The organism is uncultured Solobacterium sp. (genome assembly GCF_963550625.1).
Classification (GTDB): domain Bacteria; phylum Bacillota_I; class Bacilli_A; order Erysipelotrichales; family Erysipelotrichaceae; genus Bulleidia.
In genome coordinates this window covers 1-21,650 of record NZ_CAUVCV010000004.1, presented here as the reverse complement: position 1 = coordinate 21,650, position 21,650 = coordinate 1, and the positions used below count along the sequence as shown (strand labels likewise).

General features: G+C 34.3%; 24 protein-coding genes. 2 read left to right on the top strand and 22 right to left on the bottom strand.

Annotated features, from left to right (window positions below; all coding sequences use genetic code 11):
* Window positions 1-4: 4 nt before the first annotated feature.
* The 21 genes from RYK16_RS03660 to yhfZ form a co-directional block, all read right to left on the bottom strand.
* Complete coding sequence (locus RYK16_RS03660) at window positions 5-1,825, bottom strand: V-type ATPase 116kDa subunit family protein (RefSeq protein WP_314850846.1); 1,821 nt, start codon at window positions 1,823-1,825, stop codon at window positions 5-7.
* A gap of 13 nt (window positions 1,826-1,838) precedes the next feature.
* Window positions 1,839-2,885: a V-type ATPase subunit gene (locus RYK16_RS03655; RefSeq protein WP_314850844.1), complete on the bottom strand. Its 1,047-nt coding sequence runs from the start codon at window positions 2,883-2,885 to the stop codon at window positions 1,839-1,841.
* 3 nt (window positions 2,886-2,888) lie between these two features.
* Window positions 2,889-3,215 (bottom strand): hypothetical protein, encoded by a 327-nt coding sequence (locus RYK16_RS03650; protein ID WP_314850842.1) that lies wholly within the window; start codon window positions 3,213-3,215, stop codon window positions 2,889-2,891.
* 136 nt (window positions 3,216-3,351) lie between these two features.
* A complete protein-coding gene (locus RYK16_RS03645; RefSeq protein ID WP_314850840.1) occupies window positions 3,352-3,840 on the bottom strand; it encodes a low molecular weight protein-tyrosine-phosphatase in 489 nt (162 codons plus the stop codon).
* Between the two features lie 7 nt (window positions 3,841-3,847).
* Window positions 3,848-4,324, bottom strand: coding sequence for a hypothetical protein (locus RYK16_RS03640; RefSeq protein ID WP_314850839.1), 477 nt, complete (start codon window positions 4,322-4,324; stop codon window positions 3,848-3,850).
* A 2-nt stretch (window positions 4,325-4,326) separates the two neighbouring features.
* Entirely contained in the window at window positions 4,327-4,536 is a 210-nt protein-coding gene (locus RYK16_RS03635) for a helix-turn-helix transcriptional regulator (RefSeq protein ID WP_298664133.1), read from the bottom strand.
* Between the two features lie 265 nt (window positions 4,537-4,801).
* The gene (locus tag RYK16_RS03630; protein WP_314850835.1) at window positions 4,802-5,050 is read right to left on the bottom strand and encodes a hypothetical protein; all 249 of its coding nucleotides are present in this window, start codon (window positions 5,048-5,050) and stop codon (window positions 4,802-4,804) included.
* A 247-nt stretch (window positions 5,051-5,297) separates the two neighbouring features.
* Window positions 5,298-6,065, bottom strand: coding sequence for a nucleotidyltransferase domain-containing protein (locus tag RYK16_RS03625; protein ID WP_314850834.1), 768 nt, complete (start codon window positions 6,063-6,065; stop codon window positions 5,298-5,300).
* 112 nt (window positions 6,066-6,177) lie between these two features.
* Window positions 6,178-6,873, bottom strand: a complete 696-nt coding sequence (locus tag RYK16_RS03620; protein ID WP_314850832.1) for an ankyrin repeat domain-containing protein — start codon at window positions 6,871-6,873, stop codon at window positions 6,178-6,180.
* A gap of 42 nt (window positions 6,874-6,915) precedes the next feature.
* Window positions 6,916-7,905: an ADP-ribosylglycohydrolase family protein gene (locus tag RYK16_RS03615; RefSeq protein WP_314850830.1), complete on the bottom strand. Its 990-nt coding sequence runs from the start codon at window positions 7,903-7,905 to the stop codon at window positions 6,916-6,918.
* Window positions 7,906-7,979: 74 nt separating this feature from the next.
* Entirely contained in the window at window positions 7,980-8,894 is a 915-nt protein-coding gene (locus tag RYK16_RS03610; protein ID WP_314850828.1) for an AEC family transporter, read from the bottom strand.
* A gap of 88 nt (window positions 8,895-8,982) precedes the next feature.
* Window positions 8,983-10,203 carry a phosphopentomutase gene (locus tag RYK16_RS03605; protein ID WP_314850826.1) on the bottom strand — a complete coding sequence of 407 codons (1,221 nt, stop codon included), beginning with the start codon at window positions 10,201-10,203 and terminating at the stop codon, window positions 8,983-8,985.
* Complete coding sequence (locus RYK16_RS03600; RefSeq protein ID WP_314850824.1) at window positions 10,200-11,357, bottom strand: alanine racemase; 1,158 nt, start codon at window positions 11,355-11,357, stop codon at window positions 10,200-10,202. The genes RYK16_RS03605 and RYK16_RS03600 overlap by 4 nt, the downstream gene beginning before the upstream one ends.
* On the bottom strand, window positions 11,344-12,450 hold the full coding sequence (locus RYK16_RS03595; RefSeq protein WP_314850822.1) for an aminotransferase class V-fold PLP-dependent enzyme: 1,107 nt from the start codon (window positions 12,448-12,450) through the stop codon (window positions 11,344-11,346). Before RYK16_RS03595 ends, RYK16_RS03600 begins: the two co-directional genes overlap by 14 nt.
* Window positions 12,451-12,452: 2 nt before the next feature.
* The gene (locus RYK16_RS03590) at window positions 12,453-13,307 is read right to left on the bottom strand and encodes a hypothetical protein (protein ID WP_314850821.1); all 855 of its coding nucleotides are present in this window, start codon (window positions 13,305-13,307) and stop codon (window positions 12,453-12,455) included.
* A gap of 2 nt (window positions 13,308-13,309) precedes the next feature.
* Window positions 13,310-14,284 (bottom strand): amidase family protein, encoded by a 975-nt coding sequence (locus RYK16_RS03585; protein ID WP_314850819.1) that lies wholly within the window; start codon window positions 14,282-14,284, stop codon window positions 13,310-13,312.
* A gap of 76 nt (window positions 14,285-14,360) precedes the next feature.
* Window positions 14,361-15,671, bottom strand: a complete 1,311-nt coding sequence (locus tag RYK16_RS03580) for a YhfT family protein (RefSeq protein ID WP_314850818.1) — start codon at window positions 15,669-15,671, stop codon at window positions 14,361-14,363.
* Window positions 15,672-15,704: 33 nt separating this feature from the next.
* Window positions 15,705-16,073, bottom strand: coding sequence for a DUF2620 domain-containing protein (locus tag RYK16_RS03575; RefSeq protein WP_313984433.1), 369 nt, complete (start codon window positions 16,071-16,073; stop codon window positions 15,705-15,707).
* A 16-nt stretch (window positions 16,074-16,089) separates the two neighbouring features.
* Window positions 16,090-16,437, bottom strand: coding sequence for a PRD domain-containing protein (locus RYK16_RS03570; RefSeq protein ID WP_314850816.1), 348 nt, complete (start codon window positions 16,435-16,437; stop codon window positions 16,090-16,092).
* Window positions 16,438-16,512: 75 nt separating this feature from the next.
* Complete coding sequence (locus tag RYK16_RS03565; protein WP_314850814.1) at window positions 16,513-17,301, bottom strand: tyrosine-protein phosphatase; 789 nt, start codon at window positions 17,299-17,301, stop codon at window positions 16,513-16,515.
* A gap of 10 nt (window positions 17,302-17,311) precedes the next feature.
* Window positions 17,312-18,238, bottom strand: coding sequence for a GntR family transcriptional regulator YhfZ (gene yhfZ / locus RYK16_RS03560; RefSeq protein ID WP_314112406.1), 927 nt, complete (start codon window positions 18,236-18,238; stop codon window positions 17,312-17,314).
* Between the two features lie 242 nt (window positions 18,239-18,480).
* Between yhfZ and RYK16_RS03555 the strand changes: the two genes are divergently transcribed.
* Window positions 18,481-19,296: a hypothetical protein gene (locus RYK16_RS03555; protein ID WP_314850812.1), complete on the top strand. Its 816-nt coding sequence runs from the start codon at window positions 18,481-18,483 to the stop codon at window positions 19,294-19,296.
* Between the two features lie 24 nt (window positions 19,297-19,320).
* Here RYK16_RS03555 and cls read toward each other — a convergent pair whose 3' ends face one another.
* Window positions 19,321-20,838 (bottom strand): cardiolipin synthase, encoded by a 1,518-nt coding sequence (gene cls / locus RYK16_RS03550; protein ID WP_314850811.1) that lies wholly within the window; start codon window positions 20,836-20,838, stop codon window positions 19,321-19,323.
* A gap of 230 nt (window positions 20,839-21,068) precedes the next feature.
* Here cls and efp point away from each other — a divergent pair, with 230 nt between their 5' ends.
* Window positions 21,069-21,626 (top strand): elongation factor P, encoded by a 558-nt coding sequence (gene efp / locus RYK16_RS03545; RefSeq protein ID WP_294206919.1) that lies wholly within the window; start codon window positions 21,069-21,071, stop codon window positions 21,624-21,626.
* Window positions 21,627-21,650: the final 24 nt, after the last annotated feature.

Sequence of the window (21,650 nt, the reverse complement as noted above, 5' to 3'; positions counted from 1 at the left end):
TGTTTTATTCTGCATCTTCGGCAGTATATGCCTGATATTTAATTCCACCACCGTTATAGTAACGGCTAAACATTTCATAGTATTCCAAACGTAACGTCTGAATACCAACAATCAAACCTTCTAACGCCATAACGAAGATATTACCAAATATCGCTACTGCGATACCTGCATTACCTGTCATCTTTACAAGCGTCATTACAACAAGCATCATGCCTGCATGGCTTAATACGAAACCACCAACACGCAGATATGACATGGAGTTTGTTACAAAACTCAATAAGATTTCGAATGCTTCAAAGAAGTTCATAACGAAGTAGTTACCCCAACCACCTTCTGGTTTTAATGAGTGACCTTCAAACATCTCCGCAAAAGCTTCCTTCATCATAAATAAGATAATTGGCACAACAATAAATGGAACAATAAACATTGGCTTGAATACATTCACTTTCATAGCAGCATTCAATACCGCAGCTGTGATGATAAATCCATAGAATACAAATCCAGCAACACCGTTCTGAGAGAACCAGAATTCAGCCCACTCTTTCTTGCGAGCACGGTTCCACATGTTCATAATCATTGTTACTAAGATAAGAACTGCACCAATCGCAATTGCACCAATCAGAAGAACCATCGTACTAGATGAAGCCATCACTTCAAATAATTTATCTCTTACACCAAATAAGGATTGGTGAATAGGATTCAATAATGTTTCGTGTCCAAAGACAGAACCAAATAAGAAACCAAATATCATTGATGTAATACCTACTCTACCAACAATTCCAAATAACTTACCCTTCTTCTCAAATAAGAAGCCAAGAATTACAAGCACAAGTCCTTGTCCTAAATCACCAAACATGATACCGAACAAGATACAGTATGTAATTCCAATGAAGATTGTTGGATCAAAATCATCATATGCAGGTAAACCATACATTTCGATGAATAATTCAAACGGTCTGAAGAACAAACCATTCTTTAATAGTGTTGGACACTTGAGGTCTTTTACTTCACTTGGATCCTTCACTCTAAAGTCAACCGGTAATCCTTCAAAGGCAGCTTTATACGCATCCACATCAGATGCCTTCATAAATCCACTGAGGATTTGTTTCTGGTCTAACACTGCAACATATGGATACATATTACAGATAGAACTCTGACGTACACAATAGGAATACATATCCACCATCTTAATACGGCACTGTTCCACTCTTTCCTGAATATCAAACTTTGGTATTGTAATTGGTTCAAAGAATAAACTCTGGAAGATCTTAGAAGTCTTAGCAGCATAAGTATCACTCGTTACATATACAAGCCATACATACTGTGCTGTGGAGTGTAGACGATGTAATACAAACATTTCTTCACGATACAAGGATAACTTCTTAAAACTATCCATTGGTAATCTACCAAAACCGAAGTTTAGATAGTTACATGCATGCATCTTTTCGAAGATTAATTGACTTAATTCCTTCAAAGCTTTCTCATCATCAGGTGACAATGTTTCACTTTGTGCAATAGAATCTAAACCAAACTCTTCATTCAATTCTTTGATATATGCTTCAATTTCAGCATTGGTATAACTAGATGTAATCTTTTCTTTTACGTTTAAATCACACCCTACTGCATGTGCAATACTCTTAAATGTCTGTACATATTCCTGGTAAGGATTATCCGTACTGATAAGACTACCATTATTATCTTCATTGATAATGTTGGTCGCTATCTCTGGCTGTAACAGACCTGTGTTCATCCCCGCTAGTAACATCGCATCTCGATGTTCCGGGTCCGTGCACACACTGACAAATTTCATTTTCTCAATAGCCATGTGCGTTCCTTTCTTAATAAATCAGCAGAGCTTTCACGCGCTCTTGCGGAATTTGATATCTTACGCTTTCGATAATATCAATTACATTCTGAATCTCAATATCTGCCAATATTACATATGCTAGTAGCGCAAGATTTGGATCGGTATATGTACGAATGAAATGTGCACTCATATTGAAACTAATGCGTTGTGCATAGTGTTCAATATATAGGAACTTTTGATTCGACAAATATACTTTATATCTTGATTTCTCTAAGCGTTGAATAACTTGTTCAGCACTATCGTTATCTACCATGTCATATAAATCCTTCATGCGGAAGAAACAACAATAGTTAACAAGCATCTGTTTTACGTATTCCTTTGATACTGTGAAATACTTCTTTAAACGATAGATGATAGCGATATTTTCTAACTCAATACGAGATAAAACAATTTCCTTCATCTTATCTTTTGACACGTTATTGGAATACTTCTCAATCGTATCTAGACACGTTGCATAGTATCTAGTACGCAAGGAATGTTCCAAACTGATAAAATCAACATCTTCTAATGATTTCTGCTCATACTTCTTTAGTACATCGTAATAAGAAGTACCTTTCATTAATGTTAAAACATCCTGGAATGTGGAACTCTTTGCCAAATCCTCTAAAGGAAAAGATGTATAGTTACCTATATATAATGGTAATTTAGAAATCATATTCTGACGGAGTATTTCATTATCTTGATCAGATAATGTATGTAGCTTCATCAAAATGAGTTCAATTTCTGTTTCCATTACAGCGATATGACCAAAATGTTTTGCATTATCATCCGCATAGCGAATCAGCTTCGCAAATCGATTGAATACACCTGTACGAAGTAGAACTTCTAAGTGTCCACGATGTATCGCCTTTGGATTAATTCCTTCCAAGGACTCTTTATAGAGAGGATGATTTTGCAAGAATACTGCAATATCACCAATTGTCTTTTTCTGTAACATCGAAGCGTAATCAACAGGTGTCAAATGTTCTGCAAGCATCGCTCTCGCCTTTGCGGTAATCGCATTACTTGATTTGCTCATTTGCTACTCCTGTTCTCTTTTTCCAACTGTATAATCCGCAATCATTTGAATCCAGCGTTCTTTATTTGCATAAAACATGTCTGAGATACGCTTTGATTCCTTCTCATACATCGCTTTCGCTTCTGCTTGTTTCTTCTCATGAGTCGTACGAATTTCTTCACGCATTGATTTAACTTGTGTCTCTACATTGGCCCAAGCTTCATCTGTCAGTTTCTTTTTCTCCTGCTCGATTGCCTGCTTCAATTTGTATTTCAATTCATGGGCATTATTAATCCTATTTCGTGTATCTTCATCCATCTTAATAAGATCTTGAATTACTTCTATTTCCATAGCTACCTCCCATAAACATTAGCGCCTATAATTATAGTCCTTTTCATCTCAAATTTACAGGTAAAACGGATATAAAACCTGTAACTCAGTCATATTTTTTCCAAATTTAAAAAAGTAAGCAGTTACAAAAAGACATCTACGACTGTAGATGTCCACTTTCACTTGTTAGATATTTAAATAATGCGATACAACCTTCTTCAATTTCACGATATGCTGTATCAAAATCACCGCTATACCATGGATCCGAAATACCTCTGCGATTTCCTGTATACTCCAATAATAGATGTATCTTCCCTTCTGGATCATTGTGATATACACGTTTCATATTACGAATATTCATCTCATCCATTCCCACTAATAAATCATAGTATGCATAATCACTTATTGTAATTTGGCGAGCACGCTTATCATCACAATAAATGCCATGCTCGCATAATTTTTGTTTTGCAGCAGGATAAACTGGGTTACCCCTATCGTTCCATATCTCTTCCGAACTAGTCGCAGCAGAAGCTATCTCAAATTTATCACTAACACCTGCATCACTTACTAGTTTACGAAAGATATATTCCGCCATTGGCGAACGACAGATATTTCCATGGCAGACAAATAATATCTTTATCGTCATAGTATACTTACTCTTCTCCTGTATAAGTCCTCTTGTAATATTCCTTACAGAAAATAGAAGTAAAAATAAATACAATCATTGAAATGATGATACCAGCGAATAGATAAGAATTTATGAAACTTGCAATCACAGCAACTACCAGCAATAAATCTTCCGCAATCAAAAATGCTTGACGTTTAGACATTAATTCAATCTGACGGCATCTTTCATCATGCATCTCGTTATATAAACGCATCAAATCTTTTTCATTCTTCATTGCTTTATAATTCTTTGCAATATAACACATAGCTACCACGATTATTACAATAAATAGGCCCGTATAAAATCCATCCATATAGTTAGCCATGTGACTATCTGCATATGATTTCGTCAGATATCCTAATTTATTTACAGCAAGAAGCAATATCGAACATATTGCAACCACTATCCAAATATTTGTATATTTTTGTAATTCTTGTTTTACTTTTAATAATTTCTTGTCCATGTTTATTCCTCTTCCTCTAATTCTGTAAAATCAAATACTTCTTCAATACTCAATGAAAACTGCTTCGCAATCTTATACGCTAGTGGTAATGAGGCAGTATACTTCCCTACTTCAATTGAAGTTATCGTCTGTCTTGTCGTACCAACTAAATCCGCAAGTTCACCTTGAGAAAGTTTATGTTCCTTTCTTAATTCCTTGATTCTATTTTTCACCTTTATACTCCTATCTGATATATCGATATATACGCAAAGTTTACTTTGCATTTAAAGTATAGTTAACTTTGCATTATATGTCAAGTTCGCTTTGCATATATTTTTTAATAATATAATAATTATAGTCTAAAAATACGCATCTATAAATTTGTCCATAAATCAGTACGAATTTGTCTTGAATATTTAAAGATAATAAATAATATTGATAATAAGAAAAACATCTGTGTATTACTACATAGATGTTTTCTGTATTCATAGATGTTAATCACTCAAAATCAAATGGATTGCTGTAACACATCCAATCCAGTGCAGCATCTAGACCACGTTTCTTTTTAAACTTAGCATATTTCTTTTTTGGAAAAGTAGACTCATTTTTTACTAATTTGATTTTATAAGTCATATCATTTTTCACTCTTGCCCTGTATGCTTTGTTATTTGGATTGTGCTGATTTGCGTAATCATCCAACTGTTTTTGAGTATGTGTCTTTGAAGACACCCCTTTAACTTTAGCCATGAATATCCTCCTTTCCCCTTGACTCCCATACATCAATACTGCACAAGATAGCGGACTATATGTATAACATTGTGTCACCTTTTTCAGCTGAATCGAGTAAATTACTAGATTATCCATGCATTTTATTGACTTCAAGGTTGGAGAATAATTTTTACCAAAGCAAAAATTATCATATATATTATAATACTTTTTATAGTATAGATATATAGAATTTTGATTTAACTCTACAACTATCAATAATCGGTCATCAAATATCGTTACTTTTTTGTTGTACTAATTTTAGAAAGTATAGATTTAATTCTTCCCAGTCAAACTTTGATTCAGCAATGCCATTTGCATAATTTTTGATTTTATTTATATTCTCTTCGATGTATTGATTTAAATGATCTACTACAGGAATATATTCAGTCTCCTTAGATTTCATCTTCAATTCCAATAGATGATTAACTTCAGTCTTTAATTTATCTTCTAGCATTGTATCCATTAAATCGTTATATTTAATAGGAGGTTGTGTTTTATTTTCTAATGCATACTTTGATGCTAATATAGGTCTTAATGCATAAAAATATTTCTTTAACTTAACGCTTTTATCCTGCAAATAACTCTCGAAAGTGCTTGATGCCATATTTAAGTAGTGCATAACACTCTTCTTTACATCAAAATATTGTTTTGATAGGTCTCTTAATTCTCTTCCTTCGATTGTTTCCTTATAAACAATTGGAGAATTAATCCATTCAAATAGTGTTGGATTTGATTTATATAATAGTTGTAATGCTTTCTTAATATCCCAGCCACTAATATCGAATACTTCATCTAATTGCCACTCAATTACATCACGAACAGGATCGAGTCTAAGATACATTTCTGGTTCACGAACATAAATAAATCTTACATCGTAGTCGCTATCCGCCGATTCAAAACCCCAAGCTCTACTTCCAGATTCGATTGCCAAAATTATTTTTACATGCTCTTGTTTCTCAATTTCTTCTAACTTCTTTTGAATGATTTCTTTCATAACTTATTTTATAATAACAAACAAAGTAAGTTTTGTCTCACCAAATAAAATGGAGAAGTATTTAACTTCTCCAAAATCATTCAGATGATAAATATAAATTTGTTGATGTAATCTATTTCGTTTCAACTTCTTTTTCTAAATCACGCCCAAACACTTCATCAAACAAAATCGAAACAGTTTTTTTACTAAAAAATTCTCTTACAGAATAACCATGATGTCTATAGTTTACATCTACACCGGCATCTTTTAGTGTCCGTAAAACACATCTAAGATCTTCGTGAACTTCCTCGGTAAATTCCCTGTAGTAACTTTCAAGATCTTCCTTATAATACTCTAACGGATGTGGTAGTATCTGGTCCGCCTGAGAAGCAAAGTGACCCAGACAATCGATCCCAAATGAATCCTTTGCATTGATATCAGCGCCTGAAGCGATAATCCTTTTTAGCAAGGCTAGCGCATCATTAGCACGCTCTTTTGTTGAGAAAACTCGAGAGGAACGGTTATATTTATTATAACTACTCCACCTAGAGCACATTACCGCACAGGTTATTGCATCCTGAATTACTGGTGCCCTCCACTCATTACAGCAAGTCTCGCTCTCAATGAAATTGACATCTGCTCCCATATCAAGGAGATAATTAGCAATCTCAATATTTTCCGTTTTAAGAGCAACCTGTAAAGGCGATTGTCCATCATCTTTTTTTGGTGGTTGCTTCGCAACGCAATTGACCAGCTCAGGTTTCTTCTCAATAATTTGTTTAACCAATTCTAAGTCGTGTTTCCTAATGGCAGTAAATAATTTTTTCATATCGCTCCTCTTTCTTAAACAAGAATTTATAGTTTGTTTCAATCAGTATTTCTTTGCTCTGTGTATTGGTTTAGAAACATTTTTAGGTAATACAGCGATAGACTTTTCAAATCTATCCACAAGTTCTATTAAATAATCTTTTCTTTGTAGTTTATCTAACCAATTAGATGGTATGCTATCAAATCCATAATAAATACCAGCCATTGACCCAACAATTGCGCCTATCGTATCAGTATCTCCACCAATATTTGTTGACGCAATGATAGCTTCTTTATAGTGTTGTGCATTCATAAAAATCCAAATTGCAGACTCTAATGTATCAACGATATATCCCGTGGATTTAATCTGATTCAGTCTTTGAACTTCAATTTGCTCATCTAAAATTCTTTTGTATAACTTTAAAGAATGCATATCATAAGCGCTATAGTCTAAACATTGAATATGTTTGTATGCTCCTTCTTTCGTATATCCTTTTAACAAGCATATTATAAACTGCACATAGATATAGCAACCTAGCCTACTGACTTCATGTGCATGCGTTAATGAAGAGACTTCATTTGTTAATTTACGAATTGATATATCGTCAAGATTTTTTGAATATGCATATAAAGCAATTGGCAAGATTCTCATAAGTGAACCATTCCCATTTTCATTTATTGATGTAGCGCCACACTGTAATGGAGCTGTACCATTACAATATTTTTTTATCGCCTTTAAACAAGTTCTACCAATATCAAAAGCCACACCAGTTGGTGTGTATTCTGATTTACTAATCCACTTTACCCATTTATCCATGATGTCTTTGTAATCAAAACATTTCTTTTGGATAAATGAATCGATTGTTGCGATTTCCATAGCAGTATCATCCGACCATGACCCTGCAGGTTGACCTACATCTGGACTATCAATCATTTCAATCACTGGATTCTTTAATAGTTCTTCCCTCTTTGAGAATTCAGTGGGAAAACCCATCGCATCACCAACTGCATGCCCAATGATTGCTCCAAGATACTGATTATAATGTCTATTCATATTACCCTCTCTGTAACAATCAAACTGATTTAAAGCAGTATCAAAGTTACTGATGAGATAATTGTACTACATTGTTATAAACCTAAACATAGAATTGGAATCGTAATCACAGATAATACTGTAGAAACTAGGATTAGCTTTGCTGCAAACTTCGCATCACATCCATACTGCTCTGCAAGAATTGCTGCTGTAGATCCCGCAGGCATGCCTGTCATAATAATTGCTATCGCCTTAATTAAAGTTGGAACATTTAAGAATGATAATGCAATATATACAATTAAAGGATACGCAATTAGACGTATAGAACAGAAGAATAATACTTTCTTATCTAATAGGTTATTCCATTCAATCTCTGCTAAGATTGATCCTACTACAAACATAGAGATTGCTGTTGTACAGGCTGCAATACTACTTATTGTTTTAGTAATAAATACTGGAAACTTAATACCTGTAAGCATAATGATAAATCCAATTAACACAGCAACTACAGATGGATTTTTAAACACAGACTTTAAAGCATGTTTAGGATCAATTGGTTTAAATAAGGCTAAACCAACTGTCCACATCGTTACAATAATTGGAATTTGGAATACAGATGCAAACATGATTGCTTCACTACCATAGATACTTTGAATCACAGGAATACCAATAAATGCTGAGTTTGAAACAATCATGCCATAGGTCAATACATTAGCATCCGTTTTTTCGTATTTCTGGAAAAGAAATTTACTGCCGATAATAGATATAGTCTGAATGATTGCAGATATAATCACAGCCACTAAACAAGCCATTAATAATTCTGAATTTACATTGGAATCATTCATAAAAGAAAGAATTACAGTACATGGCAAAACTACATTAATTAATAGTGTAGATAATCCTTTGCGAATTTCAGCTGTTACAATTTCCTTTTTACGCAAGAAAAAACCGATGCCTAGCATCAATAGGATTTGCATCTGTAGTTGTATCATCTGCGTAAATAGTGACATACTTATACCTCATGAATAATAAAATACCCTACTATTCTAATATAAAGACTCTTAAATAGTAAGGTATTTAATTTGATTGGATAAAATCTTAGTTTTTTCCACCAATAAGTTCAATAAATGACTCACCATTTTGTGGTGCTTCTACACCAAAGTAATCACAACAGCTAGCACCCATATCAGACATAGTTTTACGTGTTCCTACTTGTACTCCTTCTAATCCTTTACGATAGATTAAAAGTGGAACATATTCTCTTGTGTGTTTAGAGTGGCCAATATGTGGATCATTTCCATGGTCTGCTTGAACGATTAGAATATCGTTCTCAGTTAAATGTGGAAGGATTTTAGCTAATCCTTCATCTGCTTGTTTTAGGACTTCAACATAACGTGCAGCGTTTTGTGCATGTCCTGCTAAATCTGTCTCTTGAACATTTGTACAGATAAATCCCTGCTCCATTTCAAGAATTGAATTTAGAGTAATTTCCATAACTTCTGGTGTTGGAACACACGAGATAGACTTACCCAAATCATTTGCGACAATATCTGCAACCTTTCCAATAAGCGTACATGGAATACCATTCTTTGTTAGTATTGTAGGAGCTTGTACTTCTTTATCTACACCATATCCTAAATGCAGACATTGATATCCTTGGTCATACGATTTTGATTTTGCGGAAGCAATACCTATATACTTACCCTCGCGAATTTCCTCAGCATTATATAAATCCTGCATCGTATTACCAGTTCCACCAAATACAATGACACGTCCTACTGTAGAAACTTCACGAACCAATTTAGCAATTTCATATTCCTTTTCAAAAGGCATGTAGTCAAGTGGAGCTGTTACGTTGTAGCACATACCTAGATCTGCTTCTAAGTTATCCGCAACAGTTACATAATCATCAACAACGACATAACGCAGTCCATTTCGATTAATAATTTCAACTTTATGTCCCGCATCTTTAAGATGTTTAGCAACTTCATCTACTTTCTCTTGGAAAGGAACAAACTGTGGTTTCTTTGGTTTGGTACCCATGATTTCTTGGTGACCCATAAATGTATCTGCACCCTGATGCATTAATTCACTTCTACCAAAGTTAGCTTTTGGTTGAAACTTCATACAATTGCTCTCTCTTCCAAAGGCATTCATCAAACCAAGTTTTTCTAGTGTAGGTAACTTTAAATCTGGGAATTCATCCAAAATTGAAGCCAGTGTATTTGACTTCTCATCACCAGCTCTTGCTTGCGCTGCATCATGCATTGCACCAATTCCAAACCCATCTAAGACGATAATAATAAATCTCTTTTTCATTTCTTACCTCCTAGACTATCATATACACCTACAATCTCAGGACTTCCTGAATGAATTCCTTTCACAAGACATACGTCACTACGAGTCACAAAAATCTGATAACGGAAACATAATATCGCACTATCACCAATGTGATGTGGATTCTCCAATCCAAAATGATAATCAATAGAATCCATATCCGGAAGGATAACACTATCTTTTACTAATCCTTCATAAGAATTTCCAATCAGTGCATTTTGAATATGTCCACGTCGATAGTATCCGCCACCATAAATATATGCATGGTTATCTAATACATGACTTACTTCTGAAAGATAGAGAATACTTGGAATCTCTTCTGTATCATGATCAACATGATATGGTGTAGTACCAGAGAGTCCATGACCTGGTTCAGCTGAAGTAATCTCAGGATACTGCTTCATCAGTTCTAGTGTATGCACGCATGTCGCTGAAGGAGCATTCACATTTTGAATACGACAACCTAAACCTTCCAAAATTTTCTTTGCTTTTAGGACGGTATATAGGTTTTCTTGTACTTCAATCTGCTTTGTTGTCTCATCGTAAAGAAAACACGGAAAGTTATCAACCCCAGCAATTTCAATATGTGTTAAGTATTTTGCTTTTTGTACAAGTTCTTCTAATTGATCTAAGTAGAAGCCCGCGGTTTGTCCACTATAGATACGATCATTTTCACCAATAACACGTACACATATCTTTTGAATGGTACCCACTTTCTTAGCAGCTTCGTTAACTTCAACTAATTTTTCATAAGAATAAACTGTGATATAGTCACAGCCATACTCTACTAACTTATTCACCATCATTGATGGAATCTGTACTAGATGACCTGCATGTGCAATATGAAGATGATTTTTCATCATCACTTCAGCTTCTTTGAAGTCCACAACGACTGCACCTTTGTAACCAATTTTCTCTAGTTCCATAGCAAGATATGGATTACGTCCAATCTGCTTTAGCATATAATAGAGTTCAATATTTTGATCGTTCGCTTTTTGTAGAATTGCTTTTGCATTGGTTATAAACTGATCAACATCAACAACATATGTATCAGGCATAATCTGTTTCTGTTGATGCATATGTACTGTTGTTTGAATAAGATTTGGATTTGTTTTACATAACTTATCTAGAAACATCTTTCGCCTTTCTAATACTCTCTTTCAGAATACGTATTATCGTATCTGGTCCACTTCGATTTGGATTGATACGTATCATTCTCTCTTCTAGTGTTGGATCTGCTTTTCTAAATGTTCCAGATACACGATAGAACATAGGAACTGCTTCATATTTGGACTCAGCTCCAACTGGGTTAGGTAGACCACCTAACTTCTCTGCTTCTTCCAACACTGCTTTTGCAATATTATCTTCAAATTCAACCAATAATACTTTGGATTGTGCATTCGCTAAGAATGCATTTTTGATACCTTCTACTTCATGATTATTTAGACGTCTTACAAGTTCTTCATTTACTTCAGCTTGTATCGCTAGTGCCACAGGAGCATAAGTTAAACCACGTAATACTTCCATCGCTTGCCACCCTTGAACTTTTGAACCACCTGAATAATTCATCTTTTCGATTGCGTCAACTAAGGATGCTTTACCAACAACAACGCCAACTCCTTCTGGCCCTAATAATTTAAAGCAGGAGAACGCAGATAAATCTGCACCAAGTTCTACCCCAATTTTATGAACCTTCATTACTGCATAGTTATCATCTGTAATAATTTGTATATCTCTGAGGGATTTAATAGCACGAATCACTTCTTCCATATCATACGAATCATCAATCGCTTGACGTGTGTATTGAACAAGTGCAGTACGTATATTCTTATGTTCATTAAGAACTTGTTTTATATCTTCAAGGTCATTAAAATTTGCCCTTACAGGAACAAGTCCCATTGAAAGAAAACTTGTCTCAGTTGTTGGATAAATTGGTGCTGTATGTACTAATATTTCTTCATTTGGTGATGACATCACTTGTAAACCACTGCGAATAGCACCGGTACCAGAACCAATTACTAATAACGCCTTCTCCGCATGAAAGAAATTTGCAATCACTCGTTCAACTTTTTGAGCATATACCGGTTTATTTAAACCAGGCACTACACCAAAGTCCCCTGCAGACAGAAACTCTTTGCCTTGAAATTCTTTTGTAATCTCATCAATTAGTTGAAACTGTTTTTGTTTCGCTTCCGCTAATGAAATTGATTCTAATGGATATGTTTTCATATTTAAGCCTCCAAAATCTCTGTGAAATTCTCTGATGTTATAGTAGAAATTGTTTCCTGAGATACACCCGCCCTTTCAAGCATAGGGATAAATGTATCGAGTAAATATGCATAACCTACTCCACCATTTTTCTTGAGATGACTCTGTCTTGTAATATCCATAGACATTAGCAGCTGTGTAGTATACCCTTCTTTCACTAATGTTTTTATAAATTCAATACGTGTTTCATCAGGTAAGTATTTCGTCTTTCCGATTGTATCAAATGCAATATTAAATCCTTTTTGTAGAGCATATCGAAGTGCATCCAAATCATTTGATAACGCCACATGAGAAATAATTACTTTCTTTGGATTCACACCTTTTTCTAAGAAGAAATCAACTTGTTCCTTGATCAATGTACCTAATGTAGTATGTGTAATAATAACTGCATTCGTTTGCTTTTGTGCAATAACAGCTGCTTCAAATACTTTATGTTCATCCTTAGTCCATTCATTTTTACTTGTACCAATCTCGCCGATTACCTTTGCACCTTTAGCAAGATCATCTAGCATAATTTGTACCAATTCTTCTACACTTGCAGTACTAACATAATCTGGCATAAATGGAGTTTTGTAGAATCCTGTAGAGTTGATAATTTCAATGCCAACATCTTCAAAAATTCTTTTATTATTTTCCCAATCAACACCAATACCATGATTTGAGCAATCTACCCAACGCGTTACCCCTTTTGCGTGAATATCCCGTAATTCATCAATACAATCAAGATAACCATTCAATAGGCAGTCCGGATCATTTTTACCAGTAGATAAATCAATACGCGGGTGCTCATGTGAGTATGTAATATTCTGATATTTCATATTTATTCTCCATAACCTTTCCGAAACCATGTTTCTGGATTTCTAAAATAACGTTCAATCAATTCATCCTGTGGAATCACAAGTTCTTCCATCTTCTCTAACATCACTGAAATTTTGGAAGGAATTGACTCACAGATTCCAAGATAACTAACACCAAGTTCATCTGTTGGAATCGATATTGCTGTAGCACCAACCATATTTGCCACACGCAATAATCCTTTCTTGGATTTTCTTTGAATAAATTGAGTTCTTTCATCAAAGTGGCCAAACACACTATCTCCAAATCCCTCTATATCAACAGGGCCTTCTTTGGAGATAATAAAGTCAACACTCGGTAATACTTCTTGTAAGAAAGATATATTCTCTCTTCTATCGCCATAGATGTCAGGAAAATTAATTTTTTCAATCTCAAATGGATAAGTTGTTATATCCCTTGACGATATATAGATTTTAGAATTTTGTCCTTTTTCTAAAGGTACTGTCATCTTAATTATATCTTTTAATATATTGAAATCCTTTGTAATAAAACCAAGTGATGGTCGAAATTTAATGTTGTCGGTAGATACCTTCGAATATAAATTCATATTTTCCTTATCGATGAGATAGGAAATAAATCCAAATAAATTTAAACACATGGCAGGTGCTAAAACAGAGCCACCACCATCGGATCCAATTCCTATATCATTCATACCAAGAAAAACATTGATTGCTGTTCCAGAAGAAGAACCACTCATGTAATTACCGGTAATTGGATTTATTAACTGTAAATCTATTGCTCTTCCACCGTTTGCCATAACATCAATCGTATGAAGTTGATAATTTTTTGAATCTACTAAATCTTGGATAAATGTAGGTTGAATATGAAAGTCATTCTTTACACCCAATAATAGACCATTTCCTTCTAGAACTGGTCTTGAACGAATTACCGAATGAAATGGATTTAAATTTGCTAGTCGATGCATATGTTCTACTTTCATATTCTGCCCTTTCTATACATAAAGTGAAAAGTGCGGCACGCGGCAAATTTACCCGTACCGCACTTTGCATATTAATTTATGCAACTGGTGCTAATGCAATCAATTGTAGTACTAATAAGATATTTAGTAAGATACCGAATACAATGCACGCTACAGGTCCAACCGCTAATTCAACTATTGGTTTCTTAGAAATACGGTTCAACAGTAAGCAACCTACAACAAATAGTGCACCAAATCCAGCAATACCTACAAATTTAGCCGCCATAGCTTCTGCCGCTACTACACCACCAACTGTTAATGCAACTTCAAGAACCTTATTCATAGATGTACGAATATGTTCACCCATATCCTTCATACCAGGGAACTTATCCATACCCTTTGCAAATACGTTGATTAATGCTAATTCAACTACCATGACAACTGCGCCTGCAATAACAGCTACAAATGGATTACCATGTAATAATAAACCTACAACAAATACAAATGTAGAACCTGCTGGTCCATATACACCTGTAACAATTGCAGTTGTAAATACGAGTGGAACAAATCCAATAGCACGTGCTAATGCTACCATTGCGGCTTCAGCCCATGAACCTTCAGAAACAAGTCCAAGAGAGATTGGGTCACCTGCAACAATACCTAATGAAGTAGCCATAGCAACTAATCCACCCATAATGGCCAATAACCACCAGTTAGAGCGAATTCTCTTAACCTTATCACTAAATGTAGTAACCAACGAGCTATTTGCATCGCCTGTACCTTTAACGCCTGTAGCAAATACTAGTAGGCAAACCATACCTGCAAGCATAGCCATACCAAAACCATTTAAAGCAACCTTTGCTTCACCAAGAGCAAACTTACCAAACTTAACTGTTAATAAGTAAACAGCTAATGTGATTAATCCAGCAACTGCTCCCTTCTTGAAGCCGTGTTGATAACCGACAGCAACCGCCGGGAAAATAGCAAATGCAGCTGTAATATATGAAGATACTGATCCTAGATTTGCTAAGAAGTTAAATGGTAAAGAACCAAATAAGTTAACAATAGATTCTAAACCTAATAAAATAGCAACCCCGTATGCAGCACCGACTACACCTGCAATTACTGTACCAACAAGAGAATCAGGGCAGAACGTACCAATAATATCTGTTGTTAGTAAAATACAGTGAATTAGAATAATAGAAGCAGCGATTGATGTTGGAATAGCAAATCCAATTACTAAACCAAAACTAATCGCAAAACTCATTGTTGCTAATTCTTTTCTTGAAATTTGTCCATCATAGAATTGTGGAACGATTGGGCGGAATCCATCATTGAATACCGCAATACCTCTGTTCGCTAAAATAGATGCTAATGCACCAATAGCGGCTAATACAAAATACCTCATTATAATTATCCCCTTTCGTTAATTAGGTATATCTTAGCTATTCTTTTCTTGAATAGCTTTCAACCAAACTGGTAAAACCTGTTCCATATGTTGAGAAGTAAAACCAAATGCAGTTTTCCCTTCATTTACAGCTTGTATAATCTCTTCATCCGATAAAATCTTTCCAGGCATAGAAATTGTTTTACATGCCCCTGCTCCAAGTAGAGCCATTGCCATTGCTAATGCACCACCTCCACCTGTATTACAAGCACCAATGTAATAATCAAACTGTCCTGCTTTCATAGCCATAACAGCATCTAAATCATTTTTTACAGCAAGTTCTACATTTCCTTCTCCAAAATATTTTTGGATATAGTCATGAATTTCTTGCTTATTAATTTGTCCACCAACAACAATTTTCATAAATTAAATTCTCCTTTTAGCTCTCTTTTTGAAGTAAGTTACATAAATGCATTAACAAGAACTTTTCTTCACTCTCTGGAATCTGTACAGGCGCATTACTAATAATGCTAGCATAGACCTGTTTTGCTTCATTGAATGTATCAAAGATTTTTACTTCATTCCAAATGGATTCATCAAGATGCTCCACTTCTCCATTTGTCATAATACGTTGTACTGCCATTGCAAGATGTGTAGTAAACATCTCCATCTTTGACTCATCAAACTGATATTTCTCTAATGCATCTATAACTTTATTTACATATTGTGCAACATTATCATTGATAACTGCTGCAGACCTTAATATTTCTATTCTATCTTTTAACATCTTATCTCCATTATACAGAATATTGTATATTGATATTTCAATAATACCTATAATTGCTTTTATAGTCAACACAAATTATATAAGGAACATGCTACGAACATATTCGCGCATATCTTCATCAATACCATATTCTTTCAAGAAGAATTCTTCATAGCTAGAGTATTTATCTAATATTCCATCAAGCATTTCCCTACCCATCTGTTCATCTACACCTGCTTCCATCATGATGATTCGTTTAAGTGTCGGTTCCTTCTTGATTGCGCATTGATTATTTTCTAGTGCCTTTTCAATACGTTCATAATAAGCCTGATTAGATAATAGATAGTCCTCCATAATATCTTCTATAGATACACCTAGTAATAAATACATAAGAGCTGCGATTGCACCTGTTCTATCCTTCCCAGTAGCACAATGAAATAGTATTGGAAATTCTATATTCTGTTTCATCATTTCAATGATAAACATGAAACCTTCATTCCTAAACATCATATCCCGATATAATTGGACCATGTGCTTATGCAATGTTTCTTGATCACTATCATCTGAAATGATCATCTTATGAATCCCATACGGTGAGAAATCTACACCCTCCCCATTGCGGTCACGCATTCCACTTACTCTATAATTTTCAATTCCTTCAATTATTGGGTCCGGATCATCAAATGCTTCATATGATGTACGCAAGTCTAATACCGTTTTAATCCCTAAATCTTGTAAATGATGTAGTTCTTCTTCATTCATCCACCCTAGGTAACAACTACGATATAACAGTCCTGTTCTAACCTTTTTACCATCTCGGGTAAAATAACCACCTAAATCCCTAAAATTACAGATACGACGAAACTTTTCATCTTGTATTCTCATAATATATTACCTAATAACTCGGTGTTACAATTCCATCTAGAACAAGATTTTGAATCGTTAAGGTTTCTTTTACATCAAGCATCTGACGTAATAGTTCAGTCATTTCAGGTGATTTACCATTTGTTACAATAACTGCATTTGTATCATCATTATCATCAATTGTAACTTTTACGTAATTTATTTTTGACATCTTATCAATGATTTCATCTTCATTCCAAACAGCCGCATCAATCTCACCATTTTGAACTAGTCGCAGTAAATTGTTTGATTCGACAGGAATAAATTCAACCTTTTTCATTCCACATGCACGCTTCGTAATATCACTTTGATCAATTGAGTCACGATCGATACCAATTCGCATACCATCCTGAATATCTTTTATATGTGCATCATGGAATACGATAACATGCGACGAACAATAAGTACCTTCTCCAAATTCACATACAATATCAATTTGACCTTTATGCGCATTTAAAAACTCTTTCGCTGCGTATTTCGACACAACCGCAAAATTATAACGATTCTCTAAGACCATTGCGATTCGATTCTTAGCACCTCTCATATACGAAAGTGTCATTGGGATACCATGTTTATTTTCCATGGTTGTTATAATGCCTGTTGCTAGTCCTTCATATTTTCTAGAATATGGTAATGGCATAGCACCTACCAGTAAATTAATGCCTGCAAGTTCAAGTAGAATCTTATCATTCTTTTCAATTACATAAGATCCTAAGTGTCCTTTACTTACAATATGAATCGCATTATTATTCTGCAAGGTCTTAAGCGCAGATTGTGCAGTACCTCTTGAAATATTCAGTTTCTCACTTAACTCCGTAACAGTTGGTGTCCTATCCCCAACTTTATATTTTATAAGGGCTTTTGCAAGACTTAGTACTGCAAGTCCATTTTTGCTCATTAACTGATTATTATAGTCCATAGTTTAACTCCTATGATTATTATAGGATGAATATTCATTTTTTTGAATATTCAATGTACATTAAATTTTATAAAATTGTTTTATAAATGTTATTTTTCTAGTGATACAATATACATATAGAAGATTTATTTAGGCATACTTCATAATTAATAGAAAGTGAGAATACGAATATGTTTGTCGATAATAAATTTTATGATCATGTGAATCAGATTCGGAAGAAGAGTATTTGGAAGTACTTTCTTTTGTATTTATTTTTACAATTATTAATCTCTATCCTCTCTGATTTCCCGGCCATTCAGATGATTGTAAATGGTACTATTAGTCCACTTAACTTTGCTGAAGTTGAACATTCAAGTTTCCTTCTATCATTTATTAGTTCAATTATAATGCAGTTTTTCACGCTTCTAATCCTCATGCAAATATATAGAATTGCACAAGGCTCTTATACCAAACTAATTGATCTCTTTGAACCCGTAAAGGAGAAATGGCTAATTATCTTATGTATCTCTTCTTTTATAGCATTCTTAGATAATTTATTTGCATACTGTATCTCCAATACATTTTTATTACTGATTCCAAAATTAGTACTTTACTATTTAACAATTTTTATTGCATTTGCGATCTATACTTACCCACCACACGCATATCAAGACGCAATCAGACATAGTATAAAAGAGGCTATTGATTCATTTAAAGATATGATTAAAATGGATATTCACTACATCTGGATATGCTTAGCAGCCTTACTCTTTACCCTAGTTATCATATTCCCTATTATAAAAACCATCTTTGGTGGTGCAGCTCTAATCCCTATTGTTACACTTGAAGACCCTAGTTCTTTATATAAAATCACTAAATCAATGATTCCATTAATTACCGCAATGTTTATTCCTTTACTTATTGTGCTAATTCTTACACAATACAGAGTATTCTGTGCCTATTATGCACATGCGCTATACTATTTCTATAAGTATGTAGAAATAAAACCAGACGAATCAGAAACACTTACACAGTCTACTGAATCAACATATAAGATTGATAAAAATGAAGATGCTTAAGCTTTATAGCATCTTCATTTATTTTTATAATAATGGTGCAAATAACTTCACAACACCAATAAATAATCTACGTAACAATCCATCCTTAATTTCACCCTTTTGAACCTGGTGCGATTTACTGATGGTATCTAACATATCATCACGTACATCTAGTACTTTCTTAGAACCGTAGAGATATGTGCCATTTTCAAAATGTAAATATAGAGAGCGATAATCAAGATTAATTGTACCAACCGTCGCAACTATATCATCACTCACAAATACTTTCCCATGAATAAAGCCTGGTGTGTACTCATAGATTTTTACGCCACCATCGATCAGATTGCGATAGAACGATCTTGTAATATTCCAAACGATCTTCTTATCTGGAATCCCTGGCGTAATAATACGTACATCTACACCACGTTTAGCTGCTAAGATTAATGCATTTTCTAATTCAGTATCAATAATTAAATATGGTGTACAAATGTATACATACTCACTGGCACGATTCAATATATTCATATAGATATTCTGCCCTGTATTTTCTCCATCAAATGGTGTTTCACCATATGGGGAAATATAGCCATCTGTATGCTGTGTAACAGAGTCTACCTTGAAGACTGTATAATCATCATCAGTTTTACGAATCGCATTCCAGTTTGTTAAGAAGAGTACAGTATAGGACCAAACTGCTTCACCCTTAACTCGAATTACATTATCCTTCCAGTGACCAAAGACCATCTTCTGATTAATGTATTCATCTGCTAAATTCATACCACCCGAGAATGCTACTGTGCCATCAATAACCATTATCTTACGATGATCACGATGATTCATAACTGCACCTAAGAATGGATTAATCTTGTTGTAGCGTACACACTTGATTCCTTCACTTTCAAGCATATTTGCATAGGTTGTTGGAAGAGAGTGAATTGTACCCATATCATCATACATTACACGTACATCTAAGCCTTGAGCAACTTTCTCTTTCAGGATTGTATGCATACCTTCCCAAAGGTTTCCTTTTTCAATTGTAAAGTACTCTAAGAAGATAAATTTCTTTGCCTTCTTCATTTCCTCTAGCATTACAGGATAACCAATATCTCCTAGAGGATAATAATCAAAATCAGAATTGCGATAGATTGGATATCCTTCAGTCTTAGATAAGTAGTGAAAATCACCCTTCATCTGAGGTGCCATTTCTTCTAACTTTTTTAAAACTATTTCATCTTGAACATAGTATCTCTTGGAATCAGCTGTACTTTTAATTAGTTCTCTAAAAGTTTTAGATGTAATTAAATTTGCACCCAACAATAAGAATATGACTGTTCCTGGAATTGGAAATAAAATAATTAATAAAATCCACAGCATATCCGCAGATAAATGACGTGAATTATTGATAATATTAATGACGAAAATCATACTTAGTAGGTGCAGTACTACCTCTATCCAAACAAAATGTACTGTAAAGAATATAAATAGATTACGAACAATAATAACTTGAATAATTAGACCGATTGCAATGAGTCCAAACCGAAAGACTTTTTCAAAAAAACTCATACATTCCCTCACTAAATCTATGTTCAAAATGTACCATTTATACATCACAATTGTCAATACTTCATAATTCTTGTAACATTCATATGCTGCCCTATATTTTCCTGAAAATTAGAATAATTTTTAAAAACTTGCTAGAACAGATAATTTATTTACTTTTTTCGGTTGAAAAGGTTGTAAAAAAGCCAATATTAAGAGAAAATTATATGCGGAAATTGAAAGGAGTTAATATCATGATTCAATCAACAGAAATTAAACCAGGTCAGTGTTTCGTTTGGGAAGGTGATTTATACCAAGCAATCACAGTTGACCGTAATAAGACAGCTATGGCTAAGATGAAGGTCGCTGTTAAAGTTAAAAACCCAAGAACAGGTGTAGTAAAGGAACTTAGCCTAATTGGTTCTGACCGTGTAGAAGAAGCTTTCATCGATAAAAGAGAAATGCAGTACCTCTATAACGATGGTGCAAACTTAATCTTCATGGATACAGAAACATATGAACAGATCGAAATTCCAGCAAGCCGCTTAGACTGGGAAAAGAACTTCCTTAAGGAATCTTCAATGGTAAACATTCAGGTTTATAACGGAGAAATCTTAGGTGTACAGTTACCAGATAAGGTTAACTTACAGGTTACAGAGTGCGAAGTTGCAGTTAAGGGTAATACAGCAACATCTGCTACAAAGAACGCTACTGTAGAAACTGGCTTAAATGTTCGTGTGCCATTATTCATCAACGAAGGAGAAGTAATCGAAATCTCCACAGCTGATGGTAAGTACTCTGGACGTGCTTAATCATTAAAATAAGCTATGACATTT

What these genes read in the sequence shown, in the direction of transcription:
- RYK16_RS03660 (WP_314850846.1), bottom strand. Translation starts at nt 1,825, where the DNA reads ATGGCTATTGAGAAAATGAAATTTGTCAGTGTGTGCACGGACCCGGAA.
- RYK16_RS03655 (WP_314850844.1), bottom strand. Translation starts at nt 2,885, where the DNA reads ATGAGCAAATCAAGTAATGCGATTACCGCAAAGGCGAGAGCGATGCTT.
- RYK16_RS03650 (WP_314850842.1), bottom strand. Translation starts at nt 3,215, where the DNA reads ATGGAAATAGAAGTAATTCAAGATCTTATTAAGATGGATGAAGATACA.
- RYK16_RS03645 (WP_314850840.1), bottom strand. Translation starts at nt 3,840, where the DNA reads ATGACGATAAAGATATTATTTGTCTGCCATGGAAATATCTGTCGTTCG.
- RYK16_RS03640 (WP_314850839.1), bottom strand. Translation starts at nt 4,324, where the DNA reads ATGGACAAGAAATTATTAAAAGTAAAACAAGAATTACAAAAATATACA.
- RYK16_RS03630 (WP_314850835.1), bottom strand. Translation starts at nt 5,050, where the DNA reads ATGGCTAAAGTTAAAGGGGTGTCTTCAAAGACACATACTCAAAAACAG.
- RYK16_RS03625 (WP_314850834.1), bottom strand. Translation starts at nt 6,065, where the DNA reads ATGAAAGAAATCATTCAAAAGAAGTTAGAAGAAATTGAGAAACAAGAG.
- RYK16_RS03620 (WP_314850832.1), bottom strand. Translation starts at nt 6,873, where the DNA reads ATGAAAAAATTATTTACTGCCATTAGGAAACACGACTTAGAATTGGTT.
- RYK16_RS03615 (WP_314850830.1), bottom strand. Translation starts at nt 7,905, where the DNA reads ATGAATAGACATTATAATCAGTATCTTGGAGCAATCATTGGGCATGCA.
- RYK16_RS03610 (WP_314850828.1), bottom strand. Translation starts at nt 8,894, where the DNA reads ATGTCACTATTTACGCAGATGATACAACTACAGATGCAAATCCTATTG.
- RYK16_RS03605 (WP_314850826.1), bottom strand. Translation starts at nt 10,203, where the DNA reads ATGAAAAAGAGATTTATTATTATCGTCTTAGATGGGTTTGGAATTGGT.
- RYK16_RS03600 (WP_314850824.1), bottom strand. Translation starts at nt 11,357, where the DNA reads ATGTTTCTAGATAAGTTATGTAAAACAAATCCAAATCTTATTCAAACA.
- RYK16_RS03595 (WP_314850822.1), bottom strand. Translation starts at nt 12,450, where the DNA reads ATGAAAACATATCCATTAGAATCAATTTCATTAGCGGAAGCGAAACAA.
- RYK16_RS03590 (WP_314850821.1), bottom strand. Translation starts at nt 13,307, where the DNA reads ATGAAATATCAGAATATTACATACTCACATGAGCACCCGCGTATTGAT.
- RYK16_RS03585 (WP_314850819.1), bottom strand. Translation starts at nt 14,284, where the DNA reads ATGAAAGTAGAACATATGCATCGACTAGCAAATTTAAATCCATTTCAT.
- RYK16_RS03580 (WP_314850818.1), bottom strand. Translation starts at nt 15,671, where the DNA reads ATGAGGTATTTTGTATTAGCCGCTATTGGTGCATTAGCATCTATTTTA.
- RYK16_RS03575 (WP_313984433.1), bottom strand. Translation starts at nt 16,073, where the DNA reads ATGAAAATTGTTGTTGGTGGACAAATTAATAAGCAAGAAATTCATGAC.
- RYK16_RS03570 (WP_314850816.1), bottom strand. Translation starts at nt 16,437, where the DNA reads ATGTTAAAAGATAGAATAGAAATATTAAGGTCTGCAGCAGTTATCAAT.
- RYK16_RS03565 (WP_314850814.1), bottom strand. Translation starts at nt 17,301, where the DNA reads ATGAGAATACAAGATGAAAAGTTTCGTCGTATCTGTAATTTTAGGGAT.
- yhfZ (WP_314112406.1), bottom strand. Translation starts at nt 18,238, where the DNA reads ATGGACTATAATAATCAGTTAATGAGCAAAAATGGACTTGCAGTACTA.
- cls (WP_314850811.1), bottom strand. Translation starts at nt 20,838, where the DNA reads ATGAGTTTTTTTGAAAAAGTCTTTCGGTTTGGACTCATTGCAATCGGT.
- efp (WP_294206919.1), top strand. Translation starts at nt 21,069, where the DNA reads ATGATTCAATCAACAGAAATTAAACCAGGTCAGTGTTTCGTTTGGGAA.